Origin of the sequence: Burkholderia sp. BCC1993, from assembly GCF_905339865.1 — a bacterium.
GTDB lineage: Bacteria > Pseudomonadota > Gammaproteobacteria > Burkholderiales > Burkholderiaceae > Burkholderia.
The window spans coordinates 234,528-250,791 of sequence record NZ_CAJPGZ010000001.1; the positions used below are offsets into that span (position 1 = coordinate 234,528).

The 16,264-nt window shown below is 68.6% G+C and carries 13 protein-coding genes and 1 pseudogene; 2 read left to right on the top strand and 12 right to left on the bottom strand.

What is annotated here, in order from left to right:
- Positions 1-75: 75 nt before the first annotated feature.
- The gene (locus U4Y91_RS01075; protein WP_321802660.1) at positions 76-1,374 is read right to left on the bottom strand and encodes an MFS transporter; all 1,299 of its coding nucleotides are present in this window, start codon (positions 1,372-1,374) and stop codon (positions 76-78) included.
- 278 nt (positions 1,375-1,652) lie between these two features.
- Positions 1,653-2,426 carry a putative hydro-lyase gene (locus U4Y91_RS01080; RefSeq protein WP_321802661.1) on the bottom strand — a complete coding sequence of 258 codons (774 nt, stop codon included), beginning with the start codon at positions 2,424-2,426 and terminating at the stop codon, positions 1,653-1,655.
- 203 nt (positions 2,427-2,629) lie between these two features.
- Between U4Y91_RS01080 and U4Y91_RS01085 the strand changes: the two genes are divergently transcribed.
- Positions 2,630-3,562 carry a LysR family transcriptional regulator gene (locus tag U4Y91_RS01085; protein ID WP_124499407.1) on the top strand — a complete coding sequence of 311 codons (933 nt, stop codon included), beginning with the start codon at positions 2,630-2,632 and terminating at the stop codon, positions 3,560-3,562.
- A 62-nt stretch (positions 3,563-3,624) separates the two neighbouring features.
- On the opposite strand, the gene U4Y91_RS01090 is transcribed toward U4Y91_RS01085, so the two are convergent.
- The 7 genes and pseudogenes from U4Y91_RS01090 to U4Y91_RS01120 form a co-directional block, all read right to left on the bottom strand.
- Entirely contained in the window at positions 3,625-3,951 is a 327-nt protein-coding gene (locus tag U4Y91_RS01090; RefSeq protein WP_321802663.1) for an antibiotic biosynthesis monooxygenase, read from the bottom strand.
- Positions 3,952-4,016: 65 nt separating this feature from the next.
- On the bottom strand, positions 4,017-5,003 hold the full coding sequence (locus U4Y91_RS01095; RefSeq protein WP_321802665.1) for a YkgJ family cysteine cluster protein: 987 nt from the start codon (positions 5,001-5,003) through the stop codon (positions 4,017-4,019).
- Positions 4,997-5,806 carry a MetQ/NlpA family lipoprotein gene (locus U4Y91_RS01100; RefSeq protein WP_321802667.1) on the bottom strand — a complete coding sequence of 270 codons (810 nt, stop codon included), beginning with the start codon at positions 5,804-5,806 and terminating at the stop codon, positions 4,997-4,999. Before U4Y91_RS01100 ends, U4Y91_RS01095 begins: the two co-directional genes overlap by 7 nt.
- Positions 5,803-6,852 carry a formylglycine-generating enzyme family protein gene (locus U4Y91_RS01105; RefSeq protein WP_321802668.1) on the bottom strand — a complete coding sequence of 350 codons (1,050 nt, stop codon included), beginning with the start codon at positions 6,850-6,852 and terminating at the stop codon, positions 5,803-5,805. The genes U4Y91_RS01100 and U4Y91_RS01105 overlap by 4 nt, the downstream gene beginning before the upstream one ends.
- A 10-nt stretch (positions 6,853-6,862) precedes the next feature.
- On the bottom strand, positions 6,863-8,818 hold the full coding sequence (locus U4Y91_RS01110; RefSeq protein WP_321802670.1) for an arylsulfatase: 1,956 nt from the start codon (positions 8,816-8,818) through the stop codon (positions 6,863-6,865).
- Between the two features lie 144 nt (positions 8,819-8,962).
- Positions 8,963-9,070 (bottom strand): annotated as a pseudogene (locus U4Y91_RS01115) (SDR family oxidoreductase); the annotation flags it as partial.
- Positions 9,071-9,078: 8 nt separating this feature from the next.
- On the bottom strand, positions 9,079-10,032 hold the full coding sequence (locus U4Y91_RS01120; RefSeq protein WP_321802672.1) for a LysR family transcriptional regulator: 954 nt from the start codon (positions 10,030-10,032) through the stop codon (positions 9,079-9,081).
- Positions 10,033-10,159: 127 nt separating this feature from the next.
- Here U4Y91_RS01120 and U4Y91_RS01125 point away from each other — a divergent pair, with 127 nt between their 5' ends.
- Complete coding sequence (locus U4Y91_RS01125) at positions 10,160-11,179, top strand: NAD(P)-dependent alcohol dehydrogenase (protein ID WP_321802673.1); 1,020 nt, start codon at positions 10,160-10,162, stop codon at positions 11,177-11,179.
- A gap of 280 nt (positions 11,180-11,459) precedes the next feature.
- On the opposite strand, the gene U4Y91_RS01135 is transcribed toward U4Y91_RS01125, so the two are convergent.
- The 3 genes from U4Y91_RS01135 to U4Y91_RS01145 form a co-directional block, all read right to left on the bottom strand.
- Positions 11,460-13,775 carry a TonB-dependent receptor gene (locus U4Y91_RS01135; RefSeq protein WP_321802675.1) on the bottom strand — a complete coding sequence of 772 codons (2,316 nt, stop codon included), beginning with the start codon at positions 13,773-13,775 and terminating at the stop codon, positions 11,460-11,462.
- Between the two features lie 194 nt (positions 13,776-13,969).
- The gene (locus U4Y91_RS01140) at positions 13,970-15,187 is read right to left on the bottom strand and encodes an MFS transporter (protein ID WP_321802677.1); all 1,218 of its coding nucleotides are present in this window, start codon (positions 15,185-15,187) and stop codon (positions 13,970-13,972) included.
- Entirely contained in the window at positions 15,184-16,260 is a 1,077-nt protein-coding gene (locus tag U4Y91_RS01145) for an ABC transporter substrate-binding protein (protein WP_321802679.1), read from the bottom strand. Before U4Y91_RS01145 ends, U4Y91_RS01140 begins: the two co-directional genes overlap by 4 nt.
- Positions 16,261-16,264: the final 4 nt, after the last annotated feature.

Genomic DNA, 16,264 nt, shown 5'->3' on the forward strand with positions numbered 1-16,264 from the left:
TTCGATGAAAAGGGAACGGTAAAACGGCGGCGGGCGGGCGCCCGCTTATGCGGCTTTAAGCAGCGTCAAGCCACGTCAAGCGGCGTCGAGTTCGCGGCCGCGGGTCTCGGGCAGCGTCAGCGCGGCGACGATCACCACGCCGTACGCTGCGACCGCGAAGATGCCGATGCTCATGCCGAGCCCGTACTGCTTCGACAGCGCGCCGATCAGGAACGGGAACAGTGCGCCGATCGCGCGGCCGACGTTGTAGCAGAAGCCTTGGCCCGAGCCGCGCACGCGGGTAGGGAACAGTTCGGTGAGGAACGCGCCCATCCCGGAGAAGATGCCCGACGCGAAGAAACCGAGCGGAAAACCGAGCCACAGCATCGACGCGTTGGTCAGGTTCAGCGACGTGTACGAGAACGCGATCACCATCGAGCCGAGCGCGAACAGGATGAAGTTCGGCTTGCGTCCGAGGCGGTCGGTCAGGTATGCGCTCGCCAGGTAGCCGACCCACGAGCCGAAGATGATCATCGCGAGATAGCCGCCGGTGCCCATCACGGTCAGGTGCCGCTCGGTCTTCAGGAACGTCGGCAGCCAGGTCGTGATCGCGTAGTAGCCGCCCTGCGCGCCGGTGGTCAGCAGCGCCGCGCGCAGCGTCGTCGACAGCAGCTTCGGCGCGAAGATTTCGGTGAAGCGCGGCGCGTCGGCGCCCTTCGCCTGCGTGGCCTTCTCCTTCTCGTAGACGTCCGGCTCCTTCACGTAGCGACGGATCACGACCACCAGCAGCGCGGGCGCGAGGCCGACGAGGAACAGCGCGCGCCAGGCCTGTTCGGCCGGCAGCACCGAGAACAGCAGCGCATACAGCAGCGCCGACAGCCCCCAGCCGATCGCCCAGCCCGACTGCACGAGGCCGACCGCCTTGCCGCGATCGCGCGCGCGGATCACTTCGCCGATCAGCACCGCGCCGGCCGTCCATTCGCCGCCGAAGCCGAAGCCCATCAGCGCGCGCGCCGCGAGCAACTGGTGGTAGCTCTGCGCGAGCCCGCACAGCGCGGTGAACACGGCGAACCACAGCACCGTCAGCTGCAGCGTGCGTACGCGGCCGATCCGGTCGGACAGGATGCCCGCGATCCAGCCGCCGAGCGCCGACGCGAGCAGCGTCATCGTGCCGATGAAGCCGGCATCCGCGAGCGAGATGCCCCAGGTCGCGACGAGCGTCGGGATCACGAACGACAGCATCTGTGTATCCATCCCGTCGAGCATGTAGCCGACCTTGCAGCTCCAGAACGCGCGGCGTTCGCGCGGCTGCGTGTCCGCATACCATCCGAACAGGCCGTTGCGTGCGGGGCCCGCGGGGTCGGCGGCGGGCGCCGCGAGGATCTTGCTTTCCATGGTGAAGCTCCTGTCGAAATATGCGGTCGAAACCGTGCGTGTGGGGCGTTGGTGCGTGTCGTGTTTGTCGTGCGCTTCTTGCGTCGTGTGTTGCTTGCGTCGTGCGTTGCTTGCGTCGTGCGTTGCTTGCGTCGTGCGTTGCTTGCGTCGTGCGTCGCTTGCGCGCGTCTCGCCGCGGCTGCGCGCCGCCCTCCAGCCGGGCGGATCGTCTGCGCTCGCGGCATGCCGCCGCGTCGGGGCCGGACCGGCGCCCGTGCGGGCCGCCGGCGTCGGTCAGGTCAGAACACGGCCAGCGACGCGTTCGTGATGTCGGTCATCAGCATGTAGCCGGGCGTATGCGCGATCGCGAGCGGCAGCTTCGCGTCCATCAGCGCGGTTTGCGGCGTCACGCCGCACGCCCAGAACACCGGCAGTTCGCCGTCGCGCACCGTCACCGCGTCGCCGAAATCGGGCGCGCCGAGATCGGCGATGCCCAGTTCCCGCGGATGGCCGATATGGACCGGCGCGCCGTGCACGCCCGGGAACCGGCTCGTGATCTGCACCGCGCGGATCGCGTCGGCGCCGCGCAGCGGCCGCATCGACACGACCAGCTGGCCGCCGAAGATTCCCGCGCGCCGGTTCGGAATCGTCGTACGGTACATCGGCACGTTGCGACCCTCCTCGATGTGGCGCAGCCCGATCCCTTCGCGCGCCAGCATGTCCTCGAACGAGAACGAGCAGCCGATCGCGAACACGACGAAATCGTCGCGCCACAGCGCTTCGAGCGATTCGACCCGCTCGGTCAGGCGCCCGTCGCGGTAGACGTTGTAGCTCGGCACGTCGGTGCGGATGTCGAGATCCTCGCCGAGCACGTCGAGCCGGAACGCGCCGGGTTCGCCGACGCCCAGCAACGGGCACGCTTTCGGGTTCGCCTGGCAGAAGCGCAGAAAATCGTGCGCGTACGCGTTCGGCAGGATCGCGAGATTCGCTTGCGCGAACGGGCCGCACTGGCCGGCCGTCGGGCTGCGGAACGTGCCGTTGCGCACGGACTGGCGGAATTCGGAAGGCGTCATGATGGTCGCGGGCAGATCGAGATGTCGTCGGGATGACGGTTGCGTCAGCGGATACGGCGAAGAATAGAAAAGAAAAAATTTTGTCGCCAACGAGTTTTTTTGCGCCGCGTGTATAGAATTTCTTTACACGAAGCCGGGTTTTCCCCAGTCCCGTTCATTTTTTCAGCGAGGCAAGCTGCGCGCCCAACGCCCTGCCGACCGCCATGAACACGCGTTTCCTCGAAACCTTCGTCACGCTCGCGAAGCTGCGCAACTTCCGCACGACGGCCGCCGCGCTGCACGCGACGCCGGCCGCGATCTCGCAGCGCCTGAAGGCGCTCGAGGACGAATTGCAGACCGTGCTCGTCGATCGCGACAGCCGCGAATTCCGGCTCACGCCGAACGGCGAGTACCTGCTCGGCTATGCGAAGGCCGTCGTCGAGGCGACGCACGAGCTGCAGGCCGCCGCGGCCGGCGAAAGCGCGCTGCGCGGCAAGCTGCGGCTCGGCGTGATCGAGACGGTCGTGCACAGCTGGCTGCCGCATTACCTGCGCCGCCTCGCCGCCGACTATCCGCAACTGGAGATCGACCTGACCGTCGACGTCAGCGTCGTGCTGCAGCGCCGGCTGATGGCCGGCGAACTGGACCTGATCATTCGCGTGGAGGGTAGCGACGAGGCGTCGGTCGTCTGTGACGCGCTCGCGAACTATCCGGTGCGCTGGATCGCGCGCGCGGGGCTGCTGCCGACCACGCGCACCGGCCTCGCGCGGCAGGTGCTGCGCCAGCCGATCCTGACCTACGGGCGCGGTACCGCGCCGCACCGCGCGCTCGAGGACATCGTGCGCACGCTCGCGCACGCGCATGGCGTGCCGCTGTCGGAGACGCGCATCACCGGCTCGCCGTCGATCTCGGTGATCGTGCAGCTCGTGCGCGACGGCTTCGGCGTCGCCGCGATTCCGGTGCTGTTCGTGGATGCGCTGATCGCGAGCGGCGAGGTCGTCGAGCTGCCGCTGCAGCCGTCGCCGCCATCGATCGTCGTGTCGATGTCGCGGCGGGCCGACGCGCCGAAGTTCGTGCATGGCGCATCGATCGCGGCGCGCGCCGCGTGTCACGAGTATTGCGAGAAGAGCAACCGGCTGCTGGTCGAGGCGCTTTGATGCGGCGTGGGGATGCCGAGCGGATCACGCATGGCGCCTGAAGCGCCCGTTCGGCAATCGGCTTACGCCAGCTGCCCCGCATGCGGCTGCGCGAGCTTGCCGTCGCCGTACTCGCGCAGCACCTGCGAGATCACCACGCGATAGCCGTCCAGCCAGCGCGCCTGCTTCGCCTTCGCTTCCAGATGCGCGGGATGCTGCATCAACTGCCGCAGCGCCGCCTCCGATTCCCAGTAGTAGACGTTCTGGATCAGCCCCGCCTCGGCGTTCTCCCACGTCTCCTCGCCGAGGTAGCCGGGCGTCGCGCGCGCCATGTCGGCGATCTGCCGGTCGAGGCGGTGGAATTCGTCGTCGTATTGCCCGGCGCGGAAAATGAAGGTCGATGCGTACATGCGCGCCCCATCGGAGACGGTTGAAAGAGCGCCAAGTGTAAGGCACGCGCGGCATACCGCCGGTGTCACGCGGTCGGCGGGATGAAAGCGTGCCGATCGTCGAGCCATGCATCGATGCGCGGGGCGTCGGTGCGCGTGCTCGCCGTGGCGTCCGGCATCGCGGCGAGTGCGTGCCCCGCACGTTCGAGTGCCTGCGCAAAGCCGCGCAATTCGGCCGTCGCCGGCCGGTCGTCGAGACGACGGCGTGCGAGTGCCGCCTCGATACGTGCGTCGATCAACGCGCGCTGCGCGCCGATAAAGTCGATGCACAACGCGCGGCAATGCGCGGACACCGATGCGACGGCCAGCAGCACCGGCACGATCGACATCGTCAGGTAGCCGCCGGGCGCAAGCCGCGACAACGCTGCGCGCACCTGCGGTCCGCCGTCGATCAACGCTGCGAACACCGCGTCGCGCCATACCGCACGCTCGAACGCGAGCGCATCGCGAAACGTGTCGAGCGCCGCGCGGTCCGCGACCTGCCCTGCCGTCACGAGCGGCAGCGCCGACGCCATATCGACGCAAGCCGTGCCGCCGTCCGCGCCGACGATGCAATTCGCACCGAGCCACGCCGTCTCGTCGCGCCGCCCGGCGAGCACGCGGGATTGCAGGCGGTCAGGCCGCATCGGATCGAGCGGCACGGCGCCGCAGATCGAAGGCTTGTCCGCATGCACGCTGCAGCGGCCGTCGTCGGCCAATGCAGGACAGCGCCCGAGCGACGGATAGTCGTAGCCCTGGAGCGTCAGCGCAATCCATTCGTCGCTCGCGCCGCGCGCGCGGTGGAACAACGCGTTCGCGAGCGCATCGCAGGCGGCGATGTCGTCCGCGTCGAGCGCATGCTCGCGTCCGCCCGCGCGCGTTCGTTCACCGATGCGCCGCTTCGGCACACGATGGATCGTCAGCGCGCCGACGAAGCGGTGCCGATGCCGGAACAGTTCGCGCAACGACAGCGTCGGCGCGCTGTTGCAGCAGCGGCCGCACGCATTGCACGCAAGGCGGTAGTCGTCTACCACGGCCGCCGCACCGAGTCCTGATAGCGCGTCAGGATGAAATGCGCGACGTCGTCCGAGTGATACGCGGCGACGAGCTGCGCGACCCACGGCTTCGTGCGGTCCGCCTCGCGCACGGTCAGCACGTTCGCATACGGCGAGCGTGCATCCTCGAGATTGATGCTGTCGCGCGCCGGCTGCAGCCCCGCGCGCGCGGCGTCCTCGCTGTCGATCGCGACGAACGCGGCCGAATCGAGCGCCGCGTGCAGCCGGTCGCGGCGCAGCGCGACGAATTTCAGCGCGAGCCGGTTGCCCGTCACGTCGCGCAGCGTCGCATGCAGGCCGGCCTTGTCGCGCAGCGTCACCAGCGTATCGTTCTGCAGCAGCACGAGCGCGCGAGCCATCCCGCGCGGATCGGCCGGGATCGCGACCGTCGCGCCGGGCTGCAGTTCGTTCAGACTCCTGATCTTGCGCGAATAGAGCGCCATCGGCAGCGTGACGGTCGGTGCGACGGCGGTCAGTGCATGACCTTTCGCTGTGCGCGTCGCGGCAAGGCGCTGCGCGTCCTCGAAGCTCGCCGCGTCGATCCTGCCGTCGGCGAGCGCGGCATCGATGCGCGACGCGTCGTCGAATTCGACGACGTCGACACGCAGCCCGCGCGTGGCGGCGACACGCTTCACCTCGTCCAGGATGTCCGCATGCACGCCGCGTGTCACGCCGACGCGGATCGTCGACGTGCCGGTTTCGGCCGCAACGATCCAGCCCGAATGGGCGACACCGCATGCAACGATCAGCGACGCGGCAACGCAATGCATCACCCGCTTCATGACGCATCCCTCAGAATCGTGCGGAACCCGATATGCGATGCACCGAGATCCGCTTCCTGCTGTTCGCGCGACGACGCGCGATAGCGCACGCAGTAATCGCGCGAGCACAGGAACGAGCCGCCCTTGATCACCATCGGCGTGTCGTGCCGGTGCGTCGGCGGTGCGACGACCGCCGTGTCGCCGTTCGTGTGCGACTGATGCGGGCCCGTGTACGCGTCCTTCGTCCATTCCCATGCGTTGCCGATCATGTCGTACAGGTGGAAACCGTTCGCCGCATAGCAGCCGACCGGTGCCAGGCCCGCGTGGCCGTCCTCGGCCGTATCGAGCACCGGGAACGCGCCCTGCCAGTAGTTCGCGGCCGGCTTGCCCTGCGCGTCGCGCGGCGCCGCATCGAGCGACGCGTCGTCGCGACCGGCCTTGCCCGCGTATTCCCATTCGGCTTCGGTCGGCAGATCGCGGCCGAGCCAGCGCGCATACGCGAGCGCGTCGCGCTGCGTGACGAGCGTGACGGGCAGGTTGCCGAGCCCGTCGACGTTGCTGCCGGGGCCGCGCGGCTGCCGCCACGACGCGCCCTTCACCCAGGTCCACCACGCGAGGTCGCGCGCGTTCAGCTCGTCGCGCGCCGGCACATGAAACACGGCCGCGCCGCCCTGCTGCTCGGCCTCGGTCACATAGCCGGTCGCCTGCACGAACGCGGCGAACTGCGCGATCGTCACGTCGGTCTGGTCGATCCAGAAGCCGCCGACGCGTGTCTTGCCGTCGCCTGCCGGACGCTCGTCCGCATAGCCGCGCGTGCTGCCGAACACGAACGCGCCGCCGCTCAGGTGCACCATCCCGGCCTTCGGGTCGTCGCGCCACTTCGCGGGCAGGCCCGAGTAGCGCTCGCACTGCCGCTCCGAGCCGAGCGGCACGAGCGGGCGGCCGCGATTCGCGTCGTCGAAGGCGCCGGCGGGCGACGCCGACGGGCTCGCATAGCCGACGGCGAACGCAGCCGCGAACAGCGTGGCCGCGAGCGCCGCGCCGAGTGTCCGGAAGCGGAACCGCATCGTGCCGTCCTCAGTAGTAGCCGCGCGGACGCAGCGGTTCCACCCCGCCGACGTTGCTCATGTACGTCTTCCACTGGTCGACGAGCGTGCTGATCACCGACGGGTTCTGCGCCGACACGTCGGTCGTCTCGCCGCGGTCCGCCGCGAGGTCGTACAGCTGCCAGTGGCCATCGAGCGGCCCGAGCGGCGGCTCGGTCCACAACGCCTTCCATCGGCCGTCGGCGCTGCGCAGGTACGCGCGGCCGTACGCTTCGTCGCCGAACGGCGTGGTATGCACCTCGCCCGTCGCCGAGCCGGTGAGCACGGGCAGCAGCGACTGGCCCGTCGGCGGATAGACGTAGCGGTTGTTGTAGACGACCTTGCCCTTGTTCTGGTCGACGCCCGTCAGCGTGTTCACGAGCGGTGGCGCCGGCTGCGACGGCGGCGTGACGCCCGCGACCGCGAGGAAGGTCGCCGTGTTGTCGGTCACGTGCGTGAACGCGCGCAGCGTCGGCAACTGGCGTGCCTGCCCCGGCAGCCGCACGATCGTCGGCGTCGACACGCCGCCTTCGGCCGAATAACCCTTCGTGAGCCGGAACGGCGTCGCGCTCACTTCGGCCCAGCGCAGCCCGTACTGCAGCCGTTGCGCGTTCTGCTTGCCGTTGTCGGTGCCGAGCGTCGAATAGACCGGCTCCTGCCCGTTCGCGGTGTCGGTCGCCGTCGGGTCCGCGCCGGAGTCGATCGGCCAGCCTTCCGCGCCGTTGTCCGACTGGAACATGATGAACGTGTTGTCGTATTCGCCGATGTCCTTCAGGTGCTGGATCAAGCGGCCGATGTTGTAGTCGAGGTTCTCGACCATCCCCGCGTAGATCTCCATGTAGCGCGCCTGCGCGCGGCGCTCGGCCGGGCTCAGGCTCGCCCACAGCTTGTCGACCTTGCCGGTGCCGTAGTCGCTGTAGCCGTCGGCGGCCGAATGCACGGCGCTGATGTACTTCGCGTTCGCGGTGCCGTTGTTCGCCGTTGCCGGCGATGCCGCCGTCGTTTCGGGCAGGCCGTCGAACGGCTTGAAGTCGGCGGGGATCAGGCCGAGCGCCTTCTGCCGCGCGATCCGCGCGTTGCGGATCGCATCGTAGCCGGCGTCGTATACGCCCGCGTACTTGTGCAGCCACGGGTCCGGCACCTGCAGCGGCCAGTGCGGCGACGTGTAGGCCGCATACGCGAAGAACGGCTTGCCGTCCTGCTTGTTCGCATCGATGTACGAGATCAGCTTCTGCGTATAGAAGTCCGTCGAGTAGAACACGGCCGGATTGCCGCCCGCGCCGCCCGGCTGTCCGGGCTGGCCCGGCTGCACGTAGCTGCCGTCTTCCGTGTAGCTCGACGAGCCGGCCGGCTCGTGCGCGAAATGGTTCGTCGCCGCGCCGCCGAGCAGCACGTAGCTGCGCTCGAAGCCCCACTGGTCCGGCGTCTGTCCGCTGCCCGTCGCACTGCCGACGATCCCCGAGCCGATGTGCCACTTGCCCGCGATGTACGTGTGATAGCCGGCGTCCTTCAGTAGTTGTGCGAACGACAGCGCGCGATCGTTCAGGTAGCCCTCGTAGCCGGGCAGCCCGCGCCGCTCGTCGGTCGGCACGCCCATCGTGCCTTCGCCGACGAGGTGGTGATCGGTGCCGGAAATCAGCATCGCGCGCGTGATCGCGCAGACGGTGCCCGTGTGGTGGTTCGACAGGATGCGGCCCGACGCGACGAGCGCGTCGAGGTTCGGCGTGTTGATCTCGCCGCCGAATGCATGGATGTCGGAATAGCCGAGATCGTCGGCCATGATGTACAGGATGTTCGGGCGTTTTGCGGCCTGCGGCGGTGTCGCGGCGGACTGCGACGGCGCATCGCTGTCGACGCCCCCGCACGATGCGAGCGACAACGCGCCGGCAATCGCGGCGCAGACGACACGGAAACGGAAAGCATGCAACGGCGACGCGGACTTTTTCATTTTGTCGAACGCTCGATCTACGGATCGGCGATCTTAGCGTCGCCCGCGCGGCGCCCAAAGTCGGATTCGTCACATGCTAACGGGAAGGGGGAATATGCACGCCGCCCGTTGATCGACGGCTCGCGCCGTCATGCGCGCGTTGCGTCAGTTGCGTCCGCCGAGGCTGCCGCCGCCGTCCACCGCGAGCACCTGCCCCGTGACGAACGCCGCATCGTCGGACAGCAGGAACGCGATAGCAGCGGCCACGTCGTGCGTCGTCGCTACGTAGCGTGAACGCTGCGCTGCGGCACGCGCTCGCCGTCTGCGTCGTCCGACTCCAGCATGCGTGGAATCTCGTCGACGAACGCATCGATGACGACGCGCACCTTCGACGGCACATTGCGCGACGCCGGCCGCACCGCGAACACTTCGGCACCCGACACGCTGTCGCTGTCCATCACGAGCGCGAGACGGCCGTCGCGCACGTACGGCGCCATCAGCCAGCACGGCAGCCACGCGAGGCCCGCGCCGGCTGCAGCCGCGTCGGCGATCGCCTGCAGGTCGTCGAACCGCAGGCGGCCGGCCGGGCGATGGTCGTGCACCGCGCCGTCCGAGCCGATGATCCGCCACGGCGTCGGCTGCCCGCCGCGCGAATACGCGATGCCGACGTGCGACGCGAGCTCGCCGAGCCCCGACGGCCGGCCATGACGATCGAGATACGCGGGCGATGCGCAAATGCCCATCCTCTGTACGCCAAGCCGCCGCCCGACGAGCGTGCTCGTATCCGCAAGCTCGCCGATGCGCACCGCGATGTCGAAGCCGTCGTTGACCAGGTCGGCCAGGCGATCACTGAACGACACGTCGATTTCAAGCCGCGGATAACGCTCGACGAGGCGCCGCACGACGGGCGCCACGCATTGCCGGCCGAACAGCACGGGCACGCTGATCCGCACGCGCCCGGTCGGCTCGCGCCGGCCCGCGTCGAGCGCGGCCTCCGTCTCGCCGAGTTCGGCCAGCAACCGCCGACACTGCTCGTAATAGGCGAGCCCTTCGTCGGTCAAGCCGAGCTGGCGCGTCGTGCGCTGCAAGAGCCGCGCGCCGAGCCGGTGTTCGAGACGCGCGACGATCTTCGCCACGGCCGAGCGCGTCATGCCGAGGCGCAGCGCCGCCGCGGCGAAGCTGCCCGACTCCACGACGTCGACAAATTCGGCGATGCCTCTCAGCCGCTCGTCCATGCAATTCCACTCCGGTGGGTTGACACGTTTGTATCCATGCCGGCGACAATCATCGGCCGAATAATCGCCAATGCGTCCCGCCGCGCAACACTATGATAGTCCGGTCTATCTCGAAAAAGGAGTCGACATGCACGCATGGCAAATCGGACCGGGGGACGGCATTGCCGCGCTCCGGCGCATCGACGCGACGCGTCGCCCCGTCGGGCCGACCGATGTCGTCGTGAAAATCCACTCGGCAGGACTGAACTACCGCGACCTGATGTTCGCGCGCGGCGACTATCTCGGCATCGGCAAGGACGCGCTGATTCCTGTCGCCGACGGCGCCGGCGAAGTCGTCGAAACCGGCCGCGACGTCACGCGCTTCAAGCCGGGCGATCGCGTGATCAACACGTACTTCCCGCGCTGGATCGACGGGCCGCCCACGCCGCAGAAAGTCTCGGGTTCGCCCGGCGCGCAATTCGACGGCGTGCTGGCCGAGCACTTCGTGTCCGACGAAGCGGCGCTGGTCGCGATTCCCGCGCATCTCGACTACGACGAAGCGGCGACGCTGTCGTGCGCGGGCATCACCGCGTGGAACGCGCTGTTCGCCGACGGCGGCGCGGGGCCGGGCTCGACCGTCGTGCTGCTCGGCACGGGCGGCGTCTCGATCGTCGCACTGCAGCTCGCGCACGCGGCGGGCGTGCGCACGATCGTCACGTCGTCGAGCGACGCGAAACTCGAACGCGCCCGCGCACTCGGTGCGGACGCAACGATCAACTATCGCGCGACGCCCGAGTGCCAGCACGAAGTGCTGCGGCTCACCGGCGGTGCGGGCGCGGATCTCGTCCTGGAAGTCGGCGGACACGACACGCTGCCGCGCTCGGTCGCCGCGACGAAGCTGGGCGGCATCGTGTCGGTGATCGGCGGCGTCAGCGGGTTCGGCGGCCCCGAACTCGGGCTGCTGTCGCTGATCGGCGGCATTCGGAAACTGCACGGGATCATGGTCGGCAGCCGCGCGATGCTCGACGACGTCGTGCGGCTCGTCGATGCGAAACGGATCAAGCCGGTGGTCGATCACGTGTTCGGCTTCGACGAAGCGCCACAAGCGTATGCGTACCTGCAGTCGGGCCAGCATTTCGGCAAGGTCGTGATTCGCGTCGCTTCGTAATGGATGAAGGCGGCGGCGGCCGCCTTCTTTTCGGCACACTCGGAACCTGTGCCGGATCCCCGCACGCACCCGGATCTTCGGCTGCGCGACGTCTGTCGTAGCGTCGTAGCGTCGTTGCGTCGTTGCGTCGTTGCGTCGTCGCGCACCGTCGTGTACACGTATCGCGCGCCGACGAACGACGCAGGCGTGAACCGGACCTTGCCGTTCGGCTCGAAGTTCCGATACCTGACCGACGTTACCGTTGCGCCGTTCGTCGAACGGACGCGGCATGCGCCGCGCGTCAGATCTTCGCGGTCAGCGTGATCCCGACCGTGCGCGGATCGCCGTACAGCACCGGATACGCGCCATACGACGGCAGCAGCTCGAGCTTCTTGTAAACCTTGTTCGTCAGGTTCGTCACGTAGCCCGTCACGATGTATTTCTGGTTCGGCGTCGTGTACGACACATGCGCGTTCAGCACCGTATAGCCGCCTTGCCAGAGCTGCGGCATCGTCTGCCGCGTCGCGCTGAAGTATTCGCGGCTGCGGTAGTTCACGTCGCCACCGGCCGTCAACGTGCCGAACGACACCGGCACGCGATAGTCGAAGCCCGCGTTCAGCGTCGTATGCGGCGAACGCGCGAACGAGTTGCCGACGGCCGTCGGCACGTAGCGGAACTCCGTGAAGCGCGTGTTCAGCATCCCGAGGTTCGCGAACAGGTACAGGCTGTTGACCGGCTGCGCCTTCAGCTCGAGCTCGAAGCCGTCCGCGCGCCCCTGCCCCGCATTCGACAACGTCGACACCGGCGGCCCGCCAAACGGGTTCGGCGCGAGCGCGAATACCTGGATGTCGCGATAGTCGTAGTGGAACACGCTCGCGTTGACGATCAGCCGCTTGTCGAACCACTCGCTCTTGATGCCGACCTCGTAGTCGGTCAGGTACTCCGGCGACACGGTCGACACCGTGCTCTGCGTATACGCGTTGCCGTTGTAGCCGCCCGAGCGGAAACCGCGCGCATAGCGGAAATACACGCGCACGTTGTTGCTGAGCGCATATTCGGGCGTGAGATCCCAGGTCGGCGCACGCCATGTGTTCGTCTGGTTCTGCTGCGCGCTGACCGCGAGCGGCGACGTCACCGACGACGGCGACCACCAGCTGTTCGGATCGCTGAACGTCACGTTGCCCGCGCCCTGCAGCCCCGTCAGGTCGATGGTCTTGCGCTCGATCGTGTAACGCAGCCCGCCCGTCACGTTGAAACGGTCGGTGAAGCGGTACTTGACGCTGCCGAAGATCGCCGCGCTCTGCGTGTGCTGCGTGAGGTCGGTCAGGTGGTAGAACGCGGGCGACGGCGCGCCCGGCAGGCCGCCGCCGGCGCCCTGCTCGGCCAGTTGCTCGGTGAACAGGTGCGTGCCGACCAGCCAGCTCAGCCGGTCGTTCTGCGGCGATTCGAGCCGGAACTCCTGCGAGAACTGGCGGCTCGACAGGCGGTCATGCGAGCGCGCCGCATCGAACGGCGAATAGTCCTCGTCGTCCTGATACCAGCGGTGCAGCCCTTCGAACGCCGTGATCGACGTCAGCGACACCGCCGGGTTGATGCGCCAGTGCGCGGTGAGCGACGTACCCCATGTCGAGATGTGATCGCTCGACGGCGCATTGAGCGACACCGTGTACGGATCGGTCGACCCGACGAAGCCGAACTGGTTCGCGCCGCCGCGCCCCGCGCCTTCCGCGTGCCATGCATTGCCGCCGCCCGTGTAGTTGCGGCCGTGGATGTTGAACAGGAAATCGGTGTCGGACGTCGGCACCGCCAGCACCTGGAAGCGCACCGCGTTGTCGTGGAAGCCGCCGAAGCGCCCCTGCTGCACGGTGTTCGTATAGAAACTGTCGGCATTCTCGTGATACACCGACACGCGCGCGGCCAGCACGTCGTTCTTGCCGATCGGACCGCCGATCGCGGCTTCCGCGAGCCGGCTGTTGTACTGGCCGAGGCCGAGCTTGCCGTAGCCGCTCACGTCGAAGGTCGGCTTCTGCGACGTAATGCTCAGCGCGCCGCCGACGGTATTCTTGCCCCACAGCGTGCCCTGCGGCCCGCGCAGCACCTCGATGCGATCGAGGTCGAACAGCGGAAAGCCCTGCCCGAACACGCTGTTGATGTATACGTCGTCGAAGTACACGCCGATCGGGCTCAGCGACAGGTCCGAAGGATCGTTGCTGCCGACGCCGCGCAGGAACCAGCGCGGCCGCTCGCGGCCCTCGGTCGATTGTCCGTTGAAGTTCGGCACGTACTTCGTCACGTCGTTGATCACGCGCAACTCGTTGTTCTTGATCGCGTCGCCGCTCAGCGCACTCACCGCGACCGGCACGTCCTGGATGCGCTCCTTGCGCCGGCGCGCGGTCACGGTCACCGTGCCGAGATTCGCTTCGCGTACGGTCGACCCGCGATTCGCGCGGGTGGCCTTCGGCGCTGCCGCGGTCGCGTCGTCCGACGCCTGTTGCGCCGGCTTCGCGTCCGGCGCCGCCGCTGTCGCCGCGCCATCCTCTGCCCATGCGGGCAACGATACGGTGCCGCCCGTCAGCAGTCCCCCCAGCGCGGTGACGATTAGTTTTTTCCTGAACATCGATGAGTCATCCTGTTTGATCGGTTGAACGCACGTGCGTGCGCGACGCACGGGTTCTGTATTGCAATTCGGATGCCAGCATCGAAAAGCCCGTCGCACGGGGCTACCGGCGCGCGCACGGTGCCGGTGTTGCTGCATACGCATCTGTGGAGGAAAACAAACTGCTGGTCACGCAACACCGGCACCGAAGATCGTCAGGACAGCTTTTCAGGCAGCGGCAGCGCCGCACCGCGACGGCCCCCGGCGAACCGCAGCGCGAACGCCACCAGCACGACCACCGGCAGCCAGCACAGAAACACGGCCGGCAACCCGACGACCGGCACGAGCGCACTGCCGGCCAGCGGGCCGCAGAACGCGCCGGCCATCGACGCGAGGTTGTACAGGCTCGACACCTGGCTCTTGTCGGCCGGGTGGCGGCCCAGATGCTGCATGTTGACGAGATGCAGCAGCGATGACCCGGCGCACAGCGCGGCGAGCCCTGCGCCGACGATCCACGCGTCGCGCGCGAGGCCGAGCGCGAGCAGCCCGGCGATGCCGCCTGCGAGACTGAGCGCATGGCAACGGCGCTCAGTCATCCGCTGCGCGACATTGCCGAGCCCGAACAACGCGATCACCGCAACGGCACCCTGCAAGGTCAGCAGCGCGACGGCGCGCGTCTGCGACAGTCCGAGCGACTGAATCGCGAGCACCACCGTATATGTGCCGACGAGCGAGCGTGTCGCGCTGTTCACGGCCTCCAGCACGAGCTGCTCGCGCACGTCGTGGCTCCACGCGAGCGCGAGCAGCGCGCGCAGCCAGCCCGTTTCATGCTGTGCGCGGCGCGGCGGCGGCTCCACGTCGCCAAGCAGCATCCGGCTGAACAACGCCATGCCCGCGAAGCTCGCCGACGCCGCGCAGAACGTCGCGACCGCGCCGTGCGCGCCGATCAGCCAGCTCGCGAGCCACGGCCCCGCCATGCCGGTTCCGACCGACATGGCCGCGCGATACCAGCCCGCGCGTGCGAGGCCGATCTGCGCGAGACGCGCAAGGAATACGCCGTTGATCGACACGATCCGGAACGGGATGCACAGCCCGATCAGCCCCTGCGTGAGCGCGATCAGCGGCCACGCGCCGGTGAACGGCACGACGAGATTGAGCAGCATCGGCCCCATGCTCGCGGCGAAGTACACGCGCCGCGCGCCGTAGCGCGCGACGAGCAGCCCGGCAGGCAGGGTCATCATTGCAATGCCGAGGGGCTCCATCGCGGCGATGACGCCGAGCCGCGCGCTGTCGACGCCGAGTGCCAGCGCATACAACGTCGTCGCGAGCTGCGCCATGCTGATCGTCGTGCCGCTCACGAGCGCGAGCAGCATGAAGCCGCCGGTGAAGCGCTCGCGCCGCCATGCGTCGGCGACGCGTGCCGGGACGCTCACCGCGCGGCGTCGCGAAACGGTGTCGCGATGCCGTCGAGCGCACGCCGGTCGATCCACGCGCGCACGTCGAAGTCGGCGGGCAGGAACCGCCAGTCGACCAGGAAACGCTTGAAATCGTCGAGCGCGGCGATCGACGCTTCGTCGAGATCCGTGCGCAGCCGCCGGTGGACGTCCGCGCCATAAGCCAGCCGCAGCCAGTCGTGGCCCGACCCCGTCTCGCGGCCGAGATAGCCGAGCACTTCCTCTTCGTGCTCGCGCGCCCAGCCTTCGACATCGGTCACGCGCGCGAGGAAACGGCTGACGATGTCGGGATGGCGCTCGAGCGTCGCTGCATTGACGGTCAGCGGCCGCGGCGAACCGTTGTTGATGCGGATCTGCGGATCGGGATGAAAGCCGATGTCGACGACCGGCTGCGCGCCGATCAGGTGCGCGGTTTCGAGCCCGAGCGAGCCCTTCACGTAGATTGCATCGACGTCGCCGCGCACCAGCGCGGCCGCTTCGGCCGCATAGAGCCGCCGGCTCGACAGGCTCGCCGGATGGCTGAATGCCGCGTCGCGGGTCACGGGGGTCGACACCGGCGCGCGCAGGTTCGACGCCGGTACGTCGACCCATTCGACGTCGCCGGGGCCGAGCCCGTCGAGCGACAGCGCACTGACGAAGCCGCGCAGCGCCGCCGCGCGAAAGATGTCGATGCGCTCGCCGTCGCGGCGCGGCAGGCCGATGCGGCGCCCGCGCAGGTCTTTCGGCCGCGTCAGGCCGGCTTCCGGCAGCGCGACGATCGCCTGGGCCTCGTCGACCCAGGTCAGCGCGATCACCCGCGTGTCGGCGCCGGACGCGCGCGCCCACAGCGCGGGAATGCTGCCGCCCTGCCGGAACGCGTTGTCGAGCGAATGATCGACGTGCGCGTGATGCAGCGCCGCGTGCTGGCTTTCCTGCAACGCGCGTACGGTGATGCCGTCGCCGGCGAATTCGCTGTCGAGCCAGCCGAGATGCGCGGCAATGCCGAGCGGCGTCGGTACCGGACAGCGCGTGTACCAGATCGACTGAACGTTGTGTGAAGCCGTGGTGCTCATGGAT

Excerpts from the sequence above, each read along its gene's own strand:
- U4Y91_RS01075 (WP_321802660.1), bottom strand. The coding sequence starts at position 1,374 with ATGGAAAGCAAGATCCTCGCGGCGCCCGCCGCCGACCCCGCGGGCCCC.
- U4Y91_RS01080 (WP_321802661.1), bottom strand. The coding sequence starts at position 2,426 with ATGACGCCTTCCGAATTCCGCCAGTCCGTGCGCAACGGCACGTTCCGC.
- U4Y91_RS01085 (WP_124499407.1), top strand. The coding sequence starts at position 2,630 with ATGAACACGCGTTTCCTCGAAACCTTCGTCACGCTCGCGAAGCTGCGC.
- U4Y91_RS01090 (WP_321802663.1), bottom strand. The coding sequence starts at position 3,951 with ATGTACGCATCGACCTTCATTTTCCGCGCCGGGCAATACGACGACGAA.
- U4Y91_RS01100 (WP_321802667.1), bottom strand. The coding sequence starts at position 5,806 with ATGAAGCGGGTGATGCATTGCGTTGCCGCGTCGCTGATCGTTGCATGC.
- U4Y91_RS01105 (WP_321802668.1), bottom strand. The coding sequence starts at position 6,852 with ATGCGGTTCCGCTTCCGGACACTCGGCGCGGCGCTCGCGGCCACGCTG.
- U4Y91_RS01110 (WP_321802670.1), bottom strand. The coding sequence starts at position 8,818 with ATGAAAAAGTCCGCGTCGCCGTTGCATGCTTTCCGTTTCCGTGTCGTC.
- U4Y91_RS01120 (WP_321802672.1), bottom strand. The coding sequence starts at position 10,032 with ATGGACGAGCGGCTGAGAGGCATCGCCGAATTTGTCGACGTCGTGGAG.
- U4Y91_RS01125 (WP_321802673.1), top strand. The coding sequence starts at position 10,160 with ATGCACGCATGGCAAATCGGACCGGGGGACGGCATTGCCGCGCTCCGG.
- U4Y91_RS01135 (WP_321802675.1), bottom strand. The coding sequence starts at position 13,775 with ATGTTCAGGAAAAAACTAATCGTCACCGCGCTGGGGGGACTGCTGACG.
- U4Y91_RS01145 (WP_321802679.1), bottom strand. The coding sequence starts at position 16,260 with ATGAGCACCACGGCTTCACACAACGTTCAGTCGATCTGGTACACGCGC.